Raw genomic sequence first — 15,167 nt, forward strand, 5'->3', positions numbered from 1 at the left:
ATGGCAATCAAGCGGCTCAATCACGCGGTGCTGTTCGTCGGCGACCTCGAACGCAGCCTGGCGTTCTATCGGGAGGTGCTCGGGTTCCGGGTGCTGCCGGGTGGCTTCGCGGGCGCCGCGTTCCTCCAGGCGCCGGGCTCGGCCAACGACCACGACCTCGGGCTGTTCCAGAGCCCGCACACCGACGCCCGTTCGGCGAGCGGGCAGGTCGGCCTCTATCACCTGGCGTGGGAGGTCGACACGCTCACAGACCTGGCGGACATGCGGCGGCGTCTCGAACTGGCGGGGGCGCTGACCGGGGCCAGCAATCACGGCTCGACCAAGGCGCTGTATGCGCGCGACCCGGACGGCATCGAGTTCGAGGTGTGCTGGCTGGTGCCCGACAAGCACGTGCTCGACGAGCTGGTGCCGGGGATGCCGCCGACCCGGCCGCTCGACATCCGGGCCGAGATCGAGCGCTACGGCGCGGACACCCCGAGCGGCCCGCGCACGGACTTCGGTGTGTGGGAGCAGCTGTTCGCCTCCCGCGGCGGCGCCGGCTAGACCAGCCCGTCAGACAGCGCCTGGCCGCCCCGGCGCGGTCACACCGCCTCGAAGCGGGCCTGCACGTCGGCGTCGAGGACCAACGGTTCGGGCCGCAGGTCGATGCGGGGCTGCTGGTCGGCCCGGAACGACACCCCCGCCATCCGCACCCCGGCGGACGCCGGGGGGCCGGCGAGCAGGCCCTGGTCGGATATCTCGACCGGACGGATCTGCCTGCGCCCCAGCGCCCGCGCATAGGTCAGCGCCTTGGCGTGCGCGTCGTCGACGGCATCCGCGCGGATCGACCGGAGGTGCCGGGCGGTGGTCTTGCGGGTCAGCGACCAATCGATCCCGTGCACCGCGACCGCGTCCATGTCCGCGAGCGCGTCGACGAACCCGGCGACCGCGGACAGGTCGCGGAAGGTGACCAGTCCGTCGGCGGACGAGTTGTAGACGAAGTCGAGTTGCAGCCCCTCGCTGTTGTAGGGCCGGTGCCGCGAATGCCGGACCTGACCGAGCGACCACCGCTTGAGCGGGTGATCCGGCCGGTCGTCGACCGCGGTGATCAGTGCGGTCAGCTCGTCGACGGCGCGTGCGGCCCGCGTGTGCGCCACCGTCGGGTCGTGGCCCTCACAGCCGACCCCGAACCGCACTCCCGCGCGCAACGGATCGACCCGGCGCGACGCGTGACCGGTGACGCTGATGAGGACGGGCTTGTCTGACATGTCGGCCAGTGTGCCATGCACATTCGCACCACCGCGGCGGAAAGCGAGGCGCCGAAATGACGTCGCCGCCGTCGGTGGCCGCTTACGATGCGGGCGAGTCGAATTCACCGACCGGGAGACAGGGGTGAACGTGATCGTCGAGGCCGGCGCGAACTATGTCGGGGTGATCGGAGCCGGGGAGGGGGCGACCGGCGAGCAGATGGTGCAGGCACGCCGGGTGGGGGAGTTGTTGGCGCGGAAGGGTGTTCGCGTGGTCACCGGCGGGCTCGGCGGCGTCATGAGGGCTGCCTGCGAGGGGGCGGTCGGGGCAGGCGGGGTCACGCTGGGGCTGCTGCCGGGCAGCGACCGCGCCGACGGCAACCAGTTCCTGACGGTGTCGGTGCCGACCGGGCTCGGCGAGATGCGCAACGCTTTGGTGGTGCGCAGCAGTGAGGCGATCATCGCGGTCGGGGGCAGCTGGGGAACGCTCAGCGAGATCGCGCTCGCGGTGCGCACCGGTGTGCCGGTGATCGCGCTCGGCGGCTGGCCGCTGCCCGGGGTCGAGGTGCTGGTCGCGCAGTCGCCGGAGGAGGCGGTCGAGGCGGCGGTGCGCACGCTGGCCCGGTGACGGCTCGGGCCTGCGCGCCTGCCCCGCCCGCCCGGCCGTCACATCATCTCGATGACGACCTTGCCCTGCGCGTGACCGGATTCGACGGCGGCGAGCGCCTCGCCCGCCTGCTCGAGTGAGAAGAGTTCCTGCACGTGCGGGCTCAGGCTGCCGTGTGCGGCCAGTTCGGCGATCCGCGCCAGGGTGTCGGCGAGGGTGCCCCGTTCGATGTAGGCGCCGCCGAGCGAGGCGGCGGTCTCCGGGTCGGCCGTGGTCACGATCAGATGTGAGTCGTTCGCAGCGCCGGCAACCTCGCGCAGTGCGTCGCCACCGACCAGGTCGAGGATCGCGGTGACCCCGTTCGGGGCGGCCTCGTGGAGCCGCTCGGCGACGCCGTCCCCGTAGGTGATCGGCATGGCGCCGAGCGCCGCGACGAAGCCGTGTTTGGCCGCGCTGGCGGTACCGACCACGCCGACCCCGCGGTAGCGGGCGATCTGGGTCGCCGCGGCGCCCACACCGCCGCCGGCGCCGTTGATCAGCAGGGTGTCGCCCGCACGCAACTGGAGTTGCTCGATGGCGTCGTAGGCGGTGGCGGACGCGACGGGCAGCGCGGCGGCGTCGATGAACGAGACCGTCGGGGGTTTGCGCGCGATCGCGTCGGTGCGGACCAGCGTGTACTCGGTGTAGCCGCCCTCGGCGCCGGTGTTGCCGAAGATCTCGTCGCCGATCTCGTACCGTTCGACGCCGGGGCCGAGGGCGGCGACGGTGCCGGCCACCTCGCGCCCGAGCACGGCGGGGAACTGCAGGGTCATCGCGCCGGAGAGCAGACCCGAGCGGATCTTCCAGTCGACCGGATTGACGCCCGCCGCATGGACTTTGACCAGGATCTGGCCGGGTCCGGGCTCGGGCTTGGGCAGGTCGAGCATCGCTTGGGTGCCGGCGTCGCCGTACTGGGTGAACCCATATGCCATCACCATCGTGACCGCCCTTCGCGGTTGGATTCGCACGTGTTCAGTTGATGCTCAGATGGTATCGCGGTCGGCCGCTTCGGCGCCGTGCAAGATCAACTCGGGCACCACCGGCCCGCACGGTGCCCGCGGCGAGACCATCAGTCCAGTGCGCCGCGGGCCGCCGAGAACAACCTCGCGCACACGTCCACCAACTCGCCGGGCGACTCCTGTGAGCCGGTCATCAGCCAGTTGACCAGCAGATGGTTCACGCCGCCGACCAGCGCGACCGTTGTCAACCGGTCGGCCGTGTCCATCGGCCGGGCCTCGGCGGCGCCCCACGTCGCGGTCACGACCTCGGAGTAGTCGCGCAGCACCGCGTGCCGGCGCTCCTCCATCCCGGGGGAGACGCCGACCACCTCGACGAGGACCACCCGCGCGCGGCGGGGGTCGTCGGTCAGGTAGCGGACGAAGCCGTCCAGCCCGGCCCGGGCGATCTCGTCGACGTCCGGTCCGGCGGCGGCGATCGAGGCGAGCGTGGCGGCGTACATCTCGCCCGCGAGTTGGTCGTACAGCTTGGCCAGGCAGTCTTCGCGGTCGGTGAAGGACTCGTAGAAGTAGCGCTCGGTCAGTCCCGCGGCGCGGCAGACCTGCTTGACCGAGGTGGCGGGGTAGCCGGCGGTGCCGAACAGGTCGAGAGCTGCCTCGAGTACTGCGGCACGCCGCGCCTGGGTGCGCTGCTCGGTGGACAGTCCTGCATATCTCCTGCCGGTGCTCGTCACCTGTTCCTCACCTCTGCGATCTGTGGCACACTGTCGGGCGTCATTTGACATAACAGTGTGTCAGATCGGAGGGAGAGTGCATATGCGGCTCAGGAAACGCGCGATCGACGGTCTGGTCATCGCGGTGACCGGGGGTGCCCGCGGGATCGGCCGGGAGATCGCGGCCCATCTCGCGGCGGCCGGTGCCCAGGTGGCGATCGGCGACCGTGACGGGGCCGCGGAGGCGGCGAGCGAACTGCCGGGAACCGCGGCCGGGTTCGACCTCGACGTCACCGACACCGAGTCCTTCCGCACCTTCCTCGGCGCCGTCGAAACGCGGTTCGGCACCATCGACGTGCTGGTGAACAACGCCGGCGTCATGTGGGTCGGCCCGTTCGACGAGGAGCCCGAGTCCGCCACCGACCGCATGCTCGCGGTGAATCTGCACGGGGTCATCCGCGGCGTGCGGTTGACCGCCCCGGTCATGCGGGCTCGCGGCCGGGGCCAGATCGTCACCATCGCGTCGGCGGCCGCGCGCGTTGCCCCGCCCGGCGAGTCCACCTACGCCGCGACCAAACACGGTGTGCTCGGCTATCTCACCGGTGTGCGTGAGGAATTGCGCGGCAGCGGGGTGCTGTTGTCGGCGATCCTGCCGGGCGTCGTCGACACCGAACTCGCCGTCGGCACCGACACCGGGACGGTGCGCCTGCTGCAGCCCGCCGACGTCGCGCGCGCCGTGGTCGACGTCATCGAACGGCCGCGGTTCGAGGTGACCCTGCCCGGCTACGTCGGCCCGCTGATCCGGGTGGTGAACCTGCTCCCGCAGGTGCTGCGCGACCCGCTGGTGCGGCGCATGGTGCCCGACCAGGTTGCCGCGGTGAGCGGCAGTTCCGTCCGCACGTCGTACGAGTCCCAGGCGCTGTCCGCCAACCACGATCGAGGAGCACAGTCATGACCGCCGCCCAAAAGAACGAGCTCCGGCCCATCCCCGAGTTCGACGGCGTGCACGAGGTGTGGCCGCGCGGCGACCGGCTGACGGCGGTGCGCGAGGCGGCGGTGAAGTACCGCGAGCGCTTCCTGTCGCAGGGGCAGGTGAAGGCGATCAAGTCCGTGGACATCGCCACCGCGCCGTATCCGTCGCGCTTCGCGTTCCAGGGCTACTCCATCGGGGTCAACCCGTTCATCAGCATCACCAACCGGATGATGGTGATCCAGTTCGAGGGCTTCGACGGCAAGCTCAAGACGCTGGTCTGGGAGCCGACGGTCGCGGTCGGGTCGGCGGAGGCGCCGTTCTACAACCAGATCCAGCAGCTCGGGCGCAGGTTCAAGGTCGAGCGGTTCTTCGCCGACTACATCAACGACCCCGACGACGTGCTGCCCAGCCTCGGGCTGCGCAACGAGGACGTCGACTACGTCAGCTTCGATCACCTGCACGTGCAGGACGTGCGGATGATCATGGGCTCCACCGAACCGATCGAGGGCGAGAGCGAGCCGCGCAAGCCGCTGTTCCCCAACGCCAAGCTGCTGGTGCACCGTAAGGAACTCGCCACCTTCGAGTCGATGCATCCCATGCAGACCGCGTGGTACGTGGACAAGGGCATGGCGGGGGTTCCGCAAGACCGGCTCGAGATCTTCGACGGCGACGTCGAACTCGGCGTCGGTGTCAGCCTGCTGTGGACGCCCGGTCACACCGACGGCAACCACTCGTTGTGCGTGAACACTCCCGACGGCGTGTGGGTGCAGTCCGAGAACGGGATGGCGCCGGACAACTGGCAGCCGGAGTTCTCGAAGATCCCCGGGGTCAAGGCGCAGGCGCAGTTCTATCGCCGCGAGGTGGTGCTCAACAGCAACACCCTCGAAGACCCGCAGGACCAGTACGACTCGATGATCAAGGAGAAGACGATGGCGTCGCGTTCGAAGCGCGACCCGCGCTGGGTGCAGGTCATCCCGTCGTCCGAGTGTGCGAGCTTCAAGCGCCAGTGGCCGCTGCGGCCGACGTTCAGCCACGGCAGCCTGGACTACGGCGTGATCGTCGCGCCGGATCGAGCGGCCGGGTGAGCGCCCGTCAGGCCGAGGGCGCGGTGACCGTCCACGAAACGCCGAGTGTGCCGGCGCTGCTGCTGTACTGGCCGGCGCGACTGCTGTTGAAGACGGCATACCGGCTCTGGCCCCTGGGCGACAGGGGGATTCGAGTGCTCACCTTCATCGAGGTGCTGTTCGGGTGGCTGCCGAACCCGCCGAACGTCGACCTCACCACGGTCGACCTGGGCGGTGTCGAGGCGGAGCTGTCCGTGCCGCGCACGTCCGCGCACGATCAGCTGCGCGGTGTGTCCGTGCTGTACCTGCACGGCGGGGGATTCCTGTTCTGCGGTCCGGCCACCCACCGGCGGGTGTGTGCCCGGCTGGCGGAAACCCTGGGCGTGCCGGTGTATTCGCTGCGCTATCGCCAGCTCCCCGAGGCGGGGGCGGGCACCTCGGTGCAGGACGCCTGTGATGCGTACCGGGCCCTGCTGGACCGGGCCGACGCGCCGGACAAGGTCGTGGTCGCGGGCGACTCCGCCGGCGGCTTCCTGGCCGCGAAGATCTGCGAACTGGCGGCGACGGACGGCGTCCCGCGTCCGGCGGCGTTCGTGGGCTACTCGCCGCAGTTGAGCCTGGATCCGGACCGGCACGATCCGGCGCTGCTCAAGCGCGACGCGTACATGCCGCTCAGCGCGATCCGGCGGGCCAAGCCGCGGTGGGAGCGCGGGCCGGTCGCGCTGCGTGGCACCCGCTCACCGGTCGACGCGCCGGTCGAGGTCTTCCCGCCGACCTTCCTGACCGCCGCGGACCGGGAGCTGCTCGAACCGGACATCCGGGCGCTCACCGGCCGGCTGCACGCCGCCGGACGGGCCGTCGAGACGCACGTGTGGCGGCGCGGCGTGCACGCGTTCCCGGTGCTCGACGCGCTGACCTCGGAGAGCCGTGCGGCGATGCGGCTGACCGGGGAGTTCCTGCGGGAGGTGTTCGGCCGCACCGACACCGCTCGCCTCGAGACCGTCGAGGTGGCGGACGACCGGGCCGGGTGACGACGACGTCTATCGCCCGGCGCCCATCATCTGCTCCCACGAGGCGGGTGAAGGTTCGCCGTTCCACGGGTTCGACTCGGCCTCGGGCCGGTACCCCTGCGGGCTGTCGCACAGGGCGACCGTCGGGGCCCGCCGGCCCGGGTGGTCCGGACACGGCAGGTTCCGGGCGCCGCGCACGGTGCTGGGATCGCTCTGCGGCAGTTTGCAGTACAGGTCGTTCGGCGTCGGCGGGGTGTCCAGTTCGGTGGGTGAGCGCCGCGCGGACGGCGGCAGGAACCCGGTGGTGCACGGCGGCGGCGCGTTCAGCTGGTCGGCGAAGAACGTGTTCTGGGCCGGGTCGGCGGAGTTCGGCAGTCCCGCCGACTGGGTCGCGGCCATGATCGCCGGGTACAGCACCAGGATCAGTTCGATGCCCGGATTGTAGACCGCGGCAACCTGTTCGACGCTGGTCAGATTCGCCAGCAGCAGCGGCACCGTGGGGCGCAGGCCCGCGAACAGCCGCGTCGCCTCGTCGGCCGCGGGGGCACCCTGCGCGAGCACCCCGCGCAGTTGCGGGTCGCTGCCGCTCAGGTGCCCGGTGAACGACGCCAACGACTGCGCCCACTGTCGGATCGCTGCGCTGGTGGCGGTCTGGGTGTCGAGCAGCGGCCCGATCCCGTCGATCAGCGTGCCGGTCGGTTCCCGCGCCCCGTCGGCGGTGGCCGTGAGCGCGTGCGCCGAGTCGAGCAACCGGCGCAGATCGTCCTCGGTGCCCGACAGCGCCGTCGAGCCCTCGTCGACCACCGTCCGCACGTTGTCGGGTCCGGCGGCGCGCAGGGTCGCCTGCAGTTGGTCGAGGATCGGGCCGACCGGTGCGGGCACGGTGGTGCGCGGCCGCGGGATCACCGCCCCGTTGCGCAGTCTCGGGCCGCCGGGGCCGCGCGGCACCAGGTCGACGTACTGCTCGCCGATGGCGGACATGCTGTGGACCTGCGCGTCGAGGTCGGAGGGGACGGGCACCGACGAATCGAGTGACAGGGTGGCCTCGGCGCCGGCCGGGGTCATCCGCAGCGCGGTGACCTTGCCGATCGTGGTGCCGCGGTAGGTGACGTTCGCGTCGGGATACAGCCCGCCGCCCGAGGCGATTTGCACCGTCACCGTGTACTGCCCGATCCCGAGGGTCTGCGGGATGCGCGCGTAGCGCACGGAGGCGAAGCCGATGCCGAGCACCGCGAGGATCGCGAAGACCGTCAGCTGCACCCGGGTCCTGCGGGCGAGTCTCATCGGCCACCTCCCGCGGATGCCGGTGCGGGGCTGAGCAATTGGCCCAGCCCTCTTGCGTGGGCGGCCGTCGGCGGCTCGGGCTTGCCGATGATCGCGGGCAGCCCGGCGAGCGCGCCCTGCAGGCCGGTGCCGAGCAGCAGGGCGTTGTCGAGGGTCTTGACCCGCAGGTCGAGGGTGACCTCGCCGTTGGCGTAGTCGCCGCGGACCGCGTTCGCGTAGGTGTCGATGGGGAAGGGGAACGTGAGCAGGTACCGGGTGGATTCGGTCAGCGCACTGCCCGAGTCGGCCAGCCCCTTGAGCACCGGTTGCAGATCACGCAGGTTCGCCACCAGTTCGGTCCGGGTACCGTGCACTGCCCTGGTCGCCGCGTCGCCGAGCGCGCCCAACTGGTCCAGCGCCGTGGTGAGGTCGTCGCGACGGTCGCTCAGTGCGGTCAGTGCCGGACGCAGCGCCGAGATGGAGTCGGCGAGAACGTCGTTTTGCTGCGCCACCTGTGCGGACAGCCGGTCGAGGCCGTCGATCGCCGCCACGATGTCCGACTTCTGCGCGTCGAGGCCGGTCAGCACGGTGTCGAGGTGGGCGAGCAGTCCGCGCACCTGGTCCTGCCGGCCGCTCAGGGCGGTGTTCAGCTCCCGGGAGATCTGCTGGATCTGACCGATCCCGCCGCCGTTGAGGACCAGCGAGAGCGACGACAGGGTCTGCTCGGTCGTCGGGTAGTCGCCGGACCGCGCCAGCGGGATCGTGTCGCCGTCGTGCAATGTACCTTCGGCCGGCTCGGTGACCGGCGCCGCCAACTCGACCTGCGCGGCGCCGAGCAGGCTGGCCTGACCGATCTTCGCGGTCGCGTTCCCCGGCAACCGCACATCGCCGTCGAGACGCACCGTCACCAGCGCGTGGTCGCCCTGCAGACGCAGATCCGCGACCCGGCCCACGGTGACGTCGGCGACCCGCACCTGCGCGTTGCGGGTGAGCGTGGCGACGTCGGGCATCTGGATGTACACGGTGTAGGCGCCCGCACCGTGACCCTTGGTACCCGGCAGCGGCAGCGAATTCAGCCCGCGCCACCCGCAACCCGACACCCCGCCGGCGGCGAGGACCAGCAACACTGTCACCACCGTCGCCCGCACCGCGCGCCGCATCAGCGACCGCCCGGGGTCATCAGGCCCGGCAGTCCCGCGGGCGTCGACATGCGTTCGGTGCCGGCGGGGACCAGCTGGCCCGGCAGCGCCCCGACCCCGCGGGTCGGGTTGGCGGCCAGCGGCGGATAGTCCATCTGCAGCATGCCCAGCACCGGGCCCAGATACTGCACACACAAGCGGGCTCCCTCCTGCGCGTCCTTCTGCTCGGCGGCGGCGAGCGCCGAGCAGATGAAGTCGACGGGGTTGGCGAAGTTGCTCATCGCGAGCGCGGACACGACCGTGTTGTGGGCCGGCTGATAGATGTTGGCCAGGTTCGACAGTGCGGTCGGCGCGACGTGCAGAATCTGCTCGAGTCCCTGTCGTTCCTTCGCGAGTTCGCCCGCCACGTCCGAGAGCTTCGCGGTGGTGGTCGTCGCCTGGTCCCGGTTGTCGCGGACGAACGAGCCCACCAGTCCCAGCGCCGAATCCAGCTTGCCCAGTGCGGTGTCCATCTCGCCGCCGTTGTCGGCGAGTACCTGCGTGACCGTGGACATGGTGTTGTCGAAGTCGACGATCTGCTCGCCGCTGCCGGCGAGCGCGCCGACGAACACTTGCAGGTTGCGGACCAGATCGAACAGGTCGGTGCGACCGTCGGACATGGTCTGCATCGCCTCGGAGAGCCGCACGAGTGTCTGGTGCAGGCTCAGCCCCTGGCCGTCGAGGTTGCGCGCGGCCTGCCCGACGAGGCCGCCGAGTGCTCCACGCGGATCGGACTCGGACGGTCCGACCGCGGTCGCCACCCGCGACAGCTGGGCCTTGATCTGGTCCCACTCGACGGGAACGGCGGTGCGGCGCAGCGGGATCGTCGCGCCGTCGGCCATCCGCGGGCCGCCCCGGTAGGCGGGGGCGAGCTGGACGAACCGGGCGGACACCAGGGACTGCGAGACGATCACCGCCTTCGCGTCCGCGGGCACCGGTTGGTCGCCGTCGACGGTCAGCCGGACCTCGACCCGGTCGCCGCGCGGGGTGATCGCGTCGACCGACCCGACCCGCACGCCCATGATCCGCACGTCGTCGCCGCGGTACAGTCCGGTCGTGCTGGTGAAGTACGCGGTGACGGTCAGGTCGCGATGCCGGGGTACGAGCGCGAACGACAGCGCGGCGAGCAGCAGCACCGTGAGCGCACCGCCGAGCACCCGGCGTGCGAGTACCCGGGTCGCTGCGTCGGTGCGCGACCGGCCGCTCACCGCGGCTGCCCCGTGATGCCGGCGGCGTGCAGCGCCTGCTGCACGAACGGGTCGATGATCTGGCCGGGGACCAGATTCTGGATGTAGGAGTTGAAGAACGGCCCGCTGGCGACGGCCTCGCCGAGTTCGGTCACATACGGGCCGAGCCGTTCGATCGCGGCGCCGATGTCGTCCTTGTCCTTCTGCAGCACCGACAGCACCGAGTTCACCTGGTCCAGTGCGGGTGTCAGCTGCGCCTGATTGTCGTGGACCGCGGCGGTGAGCTGGTCGGCGAGGGTGGCGACGTGCTCGAACAGGGTGTCGATCACCGCCGACCGCTGCTGCAGTTGGCCGAGCACCGCGTCGGCGTCGCCGATCATCGCGCTGATCTGGTTGCTGCGCACCGCAAGGACCGACGTGGCCCGCTCGGCGTGCTGCAGCAGTTCGCGCAGCGACCGGTCGCGGGTGCTGACGGTCTTCGACAGCCGGGTCACCCCGTCGAGCGCACCACGCAGGTCGTCGGGGGTGTGCTGCAGGGTCGCAGAGAGCGCGTTCATCGAATCCGCGAGTGTGCCGGTGTCGATGTCGCGTTCGGTGTCGGTGAGGTCGCCGAGCGCGTCGGTCAGCTGGTAGGGGGAGCTGGTGCGTGACAGCGGGATCGTGGCGCCGCGGCGGAGCGTGCCGGGTCCGGACGGGGTCACCCGCAGCAGTTTGGTGCCCAGCACCGTGGCGGTACCGATGTCGGCGCGGGTGTCCTCGCCGAGCGAGATCGTGTGGTCGACGGTGAAGTCGACGACGACGGTGGCGCCGTCGATCCGCATCCCGGACACCCGGCCCGCCTGGACGCCGGCCACCTGCACCGGATCTCCCCGTTTGAGGCCGGCGGTCTCGGTGAAGACGGCGTGGTAGCCGGAGCCGCGGTCGACGAACGGCATCGCCTCGAGGTTCAGCGCGATCAGGGTGACGGCGATGATCGCGGCGGTGCCGACGATGCCGACGATCAGCGGATTGCGTTCGCGGAACTGGAACTTCATTTCGGTGCGCACCTCCCGGTGGTCTGCCCGAACATCGGGGTCGAGACGTCCGAACCGTCGGCGCCGGTGAACTTGATCCGCAGCCCGCACAGGTAGTAGTTGAAGAAGTTGCCGTACGCGCCGAGCCGGCTCAGCGCGGCGTAGGCGGTCGGCAGCCGGGTGATGACGCTGTCGAGCGTCTGCTTTCCCGAATCGAGTTGGCTTGCGGTGCGCCGCAACTGGCCGACCGTGCCCTGCAGCGGGGTGCGCGCGTCGGTCAGCAGATCGGCCACGGCGGCCGCTCCGGAGTCGATCCGGGTCAGCGCGGCGCCCCAGTGCTCGTTGTCGGCGGCGAGCGCGCCGGTGAGCTGCTGGGCCTTGTCGAGCGCGGACGACAGATCCTGGTCGCGGCCGGCGACAGTGCCGAGGACGGTGTTCAGGTTGGTGACCACCTGCCCGACCACCTCGTCCCGGTCGGCGATCGTGTTCGTCAGGGATGCGGTGTGCGCCAGAATGTCCTGCACCGTGCCGCCCTCGCCCTGGAACACAGCGATCAGCTCCTGGGTGAGGCTGTTGACCTGCTTCGGGTCCAGTGCGCGGAAGAGCGGTTTGAAGCTGCCCAGCAACTGGTCGAGGTTCAGCGCCGGCGCTGTCCGGTCGGTGCCGAGGCGCGCGCCGGCGGGAAGACGCTGCGCTGAATCGGGCCCGGGCAGCAGCGCCAGGTAGCGGTCGCCGACCAGGTTCGCGTAGCGCACCACCGCGCGGGTGGCGGTGGTCAGCGGGTAGCTCGAGTCGACGTCCATCTCCACGACGGCGTGGTCAGCGCCGTCGACCCGCACGCCGGCGACCTTCCCGGTCTCGACGCCTGCGACCCGGATGAAGTCGCCCTTCTTGAGCCCGGACGCGTCGGTGAACACCGCCTCGTAGCGGGTGTAGTCGTCGAACCGGTACTGGCCCAGCACCAGGACGAGCCCGCCGAGCACGGTGACCATCACGGTCACGAAGATCGCCAGCCGCCAGCCGACCGCGCGCAGATTCGTCGTCATCTGTGGCCTCCCGGTGCGGGTGCGCTCGGCGCCGACGGTCTCGATACGGCGGGTGTCCCGAGCAGGTTCGTCAGCAGCGTGTCGAAGCGCACCTGCGGACTCGTCTGCACCGCGGCGAACGGGTTCGCGCCGGTGTCGGCGACGACGTAGGGCGCGGGGACCTGGTCCATCGACAGCTTCGGCAGGCCCCCGCAGCGCGGGCCGCCGCGCGCGCGGACGACGGGTAGGTCGGTCGGGTACGCGTACGGTTCGACGCCGAGCAGGAACGTCGAGTTCAGCTTCATGGTCGCCCCGTTGCCGCCGGACACCGGTTCGGCCATCCTGCGGGTCTGGTCGGCGCCCTGCAGGAAACAGGTGATGCCGCCGGAGTATTCGTGCAGCAGCCCGGCGGTGGGGCGCAGCAACGACATGGTCGCGGTGAGGGCGGGCGTGTTGTCGGTCAGCAACGGTGTGCCCTGGCCGGCCAGTCCTGTCACCGACAGCAGCAGCGCGTCGAACTGGGTGCGCCGCTGCGAGAGGGTCCGGGCGGTGGTCGTCAGGTTGCGCAGGTCGGTCATCACATCGTCGGCGGCGTCGCGGTAGATGCCGGCGACGGCGGCCGTCTGCGTGACGTCGTGCTGCAGTTCGGGGGTGCGCTCGGCCACGGGTTCGAGAAACGAGTTCGCCTGCTGCAGGGTCGTCCCCAGCGCGCCGCCGCGCCCGTCGAGCCCGTCGGACAGCGCGGTGAGCAGGGAGTTGAGCTTGGCCGGGTCGACCGCCCCGAGCAGGTCGTTCAGCGACTCGAACAGCGTGTCCACCTCGACGGTGACCGATCCGGCGCGGATCGTGGTGCCCGCGGCGATACGTTCGGCCGTCGGCCGGGGCGGGTCGGTCAGCGTGACGTACTTGGCGCCGAACAGCGTGGTCGCGCGGATGTCGGCACCGACCCCGGCGGGGATCTGCCCGGCCGCCGACGGATCGAGCCGCACCGAGATGACCGCGCCCGAATCGTGCTGCGCGACAGCGGTGACGGTGCCGACCTGGACATCGTGCATCTTGACCATCGCGCCCGGCTCGAGCACCAGCCCCGACCGGGCGCTGTCGATGGTGATCGGCACGCCGCCCTCGAGACCGTCCCCATACGACAGCGCGACCGCCGTGACGACGGCACCCAGCACGACGGCCAACCCGAGGGCGGCGACCTTCTTCGGCAGCGGGAGCATCGGCGCTCACCCGGCGAGGTGGAGCTGTCGGGCGCCGCCGTAGAGCGCCAGCGAGATCAGCAGCGTCACCGTCACCACCGCGATCAGCGACGACCGCACGGCCCGCCCGGTCGCGATGCCGACCCCCGACGGCCCGCCCGCCGCGTAGTAGCCGTAGTAGCTGTGGATCAGCATGACCACGGCCGCCATGGCGATCGCCTGCACGAACGACCACAACACGTCCGACGGGATCAGGAATGTGTAGAAGTAGTGGTCGTACACGCCGGCCGACTGGCCGAGGATATGCACGGTCGCGACCCGGCTGGACAGGAACGAGGTGGTCACCGCCAGTGCGTACAGCGGGACGATCGCGATCAGCCCGGCCAGGATGCGCGTGCTGACCAGGAACGGCATCGACCGGATCGCCATCACCTCGAGCGCGTCGATCTCCTCGCTGATCCGCATGGCACCCAGTTGCGCGGTGGTGCCCGCACCGATGGTCGCGGCGAGCCCGACCCCTGCGGTCACCGGGGAGACGACCCGGATGTTGACGTAGGCGCTGAGGAAGCCGGTCAGCGACGAGACCCCGATGTCGCCGAGTGAGTCGTATCCCTGGACGGCGACCGTTGCGCCCGCGAACAGTGTCAGGAAGCTGACGATGACCACCGTGCCGCCGATCACCGCGAGCAGGCCGGTGCCCATGGAGATCTCGGCGAGCAGCCGCATGGTCTCGCGACGGTACGCGCGCGCGGCCTTGCCCAGCGAGAACAGTGCGGCGAGAAAGAAGTTCGCTTGATCTCCGGCGCGGTCGATCGAGCGGCCCACGCGGTCCAGGGGGCGGATGAGCGTGCCGAACCGGCGGCTCGGCAGCGGGGGGACACGGTCGACGGTCATTGCGATCAACTGCCTTTCAGCGCCAGGCCGACGGACGTGAGGACCAGGTTGGCGACGAACAAGGCCATGAAGGCGAACACGACCGTCTCCTGCACCGCCTCGCCCACCCCCTTGGGCCCGCCGGCGACGGTCAGGCCCCGGTAGCAGGCGACGAGCGCGGCGATCAGACCGAACACCGCGGCCTTGACCTCCGACAGCACGAGGTCGCCGACCCCGATCAGCAGCGTCACGCCGGACGCGTACGCCCCCGGCGAGACGTGCTGAACGAACACCGAGAACAGGAAGCCGCCGGACAACCCGATCGCGCACACCGCGCCGTTGAGCAGCGAAGCGACGAACACGGACGCCAGCACCCGCGGCAGCACCAGTCGCGGCACGGGGTCGATGCCGAGCACCTGCAGCGCGGCGATCTCCTCGCGGATGGTGCGCGACCCGAGGTCGGCGGTGATCGCTGTGGCGCCGGCGCCCGCCACGACGAGCACCGTCACCAGCGGGCCGATCTGCGTGACCGCACCCAATCCCGCACCCGCTCCGGACATGTCGCCCGCGCCGATCTGGGTGAGCAGCGAGTTCAGCGTGAACACCACCAGCACCGTGAACGGGATCGACATCAGCACCGCGGGCAGCAGCGAGACGCGGGCGATGAACCAGGACTGGACGAGGAACTCGCGCCAGGCGAACGGGCGCCGGCCGAGCGCCAGCGCGGCGTCGAGCGACATGGAGTAGAACCGGCCGAGCGCGCGCACGCCGCCGCCGACCGACTCCAGCGCGCCGGCGGTCAGCCGGGACACGGTGGGCGCCAGGTCCACCGGCATAC

Annotated in this window: 16 protein-coding genes; 5 read left to right on the plus strand and 11 right to left on the minus strand. The window is 71.0% G+C overall.

Features of this window, described 5'->3' with window-relative positions; genetic code table 11:
• Positions 1–543, plus strand: a complete 543-nt coding sequence (locus G4X40_RS20935) for a VOC family protein (protein ID WP_277835423.1) — start codon at positions 1–3, stop codon at positions 541–543.
• Between the two features lie 38 nt (positions 544–581).
• Here the strand turns inward: G4X40_RS20935 and G4X40_RS20940 are convergent, their stop codons facing one another.
• Positions 582–1,247: an SIMPL domain-containing protein gene (locus G4X40_RS20940; protein ID WP_277835424.1), complete on the minus strand. Its 666-nt coding sequence runs from the start codon at positions 1,245–1,247 to the stop codon at positions 582–584.
• Positions 1,248–1,371: 124 nt separating this feature from the next.
• On the opposite strand from G4X40_RS20940, the gene G4X40_RS20945 reads away from it, so the two are divergent.
• Positions 1,372–1,854 carry a TIGR00725 family protein gene (locus G4X40_RS20945; protein WP_277835425.1) on the plus strand — a complete coding sequence of 161 codons (483 nt, stop codon included), beginning with the start codon at positions 1,372–1,374 and terminating at the stop codon, positions 1,852–1,854.
• Positions 1,855–1,892: 38 nt separating this feature from the next.
• Here G4X40_RS20945 and G4X40_RS20950 read toward each other — a convergent pair whose 3' ends face one another.
• Entirely contained in the window at positions 1,893–2,810 is a 918-nt protein-coding gene (locus G4X40_RS20950) for an NADP-dependent oxidoreductase (protein WP_277835426.1), read from the minus strand.
• A gap of 131 nt (positions 2,811–2,941) precedes the next feature.
• Entirely contained in the window at positions 2,942–3,562 is a 621-nt protein-coding gene (locus G4X40_RS20955; RefSeq protein WP_277835427.1) for a TetR/AcrR family transcriptional regulator, read from the minus strand.
• Between the two features lie 82 nt (positions 3,563–3,644).
• Here G4X40_RS20955 and G4X40_RS20960 point away from each other — a divergent pair, with 82 nt between their 5' ends.
• The 3 genes from G4X40_RS20960 to G4X40_RS20970 are packed head-to-tail and all read left to right on the plus strand — an operon-like array spanning position 3,645 to position 6,609.
• A complete protein-coding gene (locus G4X40_RS20960; RefSeq protein ID WP_277835429.1) occupies positions 3,645–4,496 on the plus strand; it encodes an SDR family oxidoreductase in 852 nt (283 codons plus the stop codon).
• Positions 4,493–5,599: an MBL fold metallo-hydrolase gene (locus G4X40_RS20965; RefSeq protein ID WP_277835431.1), complete on the plus strand. Its 1,107-nt coding sequence runs from the start codon at positions 4,493–4,495 to the stop codon at positions 5,597–5,599. Before G4X40_RS20960 ends, G4X40_RS20965 begins: the two co-directional genes overlap by 4 nt.
• Complete coding sequence (locus G4X40_RS20970) at positions 5,596–6,609, plus strand: alpha/beta hydrolase (protein WP_277835432.1); 1,014 nt, start codon at positions 5,596–5,598, stop codon at positions 6,607–6,609. The genes G4X40_RS20965 and G4X40_RS20970 overlap by 4 nt, the downstream gene beginning before the upstream one ends.
• 9 nt (positions 6,610–6,618) lie before the next feature.
• Here the strand turns inward: G4X40_RS20970 and G4X40_RS20975 are convergent, their stop codons facing one another.
• Genes G4X40_RS20975 through G4X40_RS21010 form a run of 8 tightly spaced genes read right to left on the minus strand, consistent with a single transcriptional unit; the run spans position 6,619 to position 15,165 of the window.
• Entirely contained in the window at positions 6,619–7,872 is a 1,254-nt protein-coding gene (locus tag G4X40_RS20975; protein ID WP_277835434.1) for an MCE family protein, read from the minus strand.
• Entirely contained in the window at positions 7,869–8,987 is a 1,119-nt protein-coding gene (locus G4X40_RS20980) for an MCE family protein (protein ID WP_277835436.1), read from the minus strand. Before G4X40_RS20980 ends, G4X40_RS20975 begins: the two co-directional genes overlap by 4 nt.
• Before the next feature lie 23 nt (positions 8,988–9,010).
• Complete coding sequence (locus G4X40_RS20985) at positions 9,011–10,237, minus strand: MCE family protein (protein ID WP_277835437.1); 1,227 nt, start codon at positions 10,235–10,237, stop codon at positions 9,011–9,013.
• On the minus strand, positions 10,234–11,250 hold the full coding sequence (locus tag G4X40_RS20990; RefSeq protein ID WP_277835438.1) for an MCE family protein: 1,017 nt from the start codon (positions 11,248–11,250) through the stop codon (positions 10,234–10,236). Before G4X40_RS20990 ends, G4X40_RS20985 begins: the two co-directional genes overlap by 4 nt.
• Entirely contained in the window at positions 11,247–12,275 is a 1,029-nt protein-coding gene (locus G4X40_RS20995; protein WP_277835440.1) for an MCE family protein, read from the minus strand. Before G4X40_RS20995 ends, G4X40_RS20990 begins: the two co-directional genes overlap by 4 nt.
• Positions 12,272–13,477, minus strand: a complete 1,206-nt coding sequence (locus G4X40_RS21000; RefSeq protein WP_277835442.1) for an MCE family protein — start codon at positions 13,475–13,477, stop codon at positions 12,272–12,274. The genes G4X40_RS20995 and G4X40_RS21000 overlap by 4 nt, the downstream gene beginning before the upstream one ends.
• A 6-nt stretch (positions 13,478–13,483) precedes the next feature.
• A complete protein-coding gene (locus G4X40_RS21005) occupies positions 13,484–14,350 on the minus strand; it encodes an ABC transporter permease (protein WP_277835444.1) in 867 nt (288 codons plus the stop codon).
• A gap of 5 nt (positions 14,351–14,355) precedes the next feature.
• Positions 14,356–15,165, minus strand: coding sequence for an MlaE family ABC transporter permease (locus tag G4X40_RS21010; protein WP_408642271.1), 810 nt, complete (start codon positions 15,163–15,165; stop codon positions 14,356–14,358).
• Positions 15,166–15,167: the final 2 nt, after the last annotated feature.

This window comes from Speluncibacter jeojiensis (assembly GCF_029589495.1).
In the GTDB taxonomy this organism is placed as follows: domain Bacteria; phylum Actinomycetota; class Actinomycetes; order Mycobacteriales; family Mycobacteriaceae; genus Speluncibacter; species Speluncibacter jeojiensis.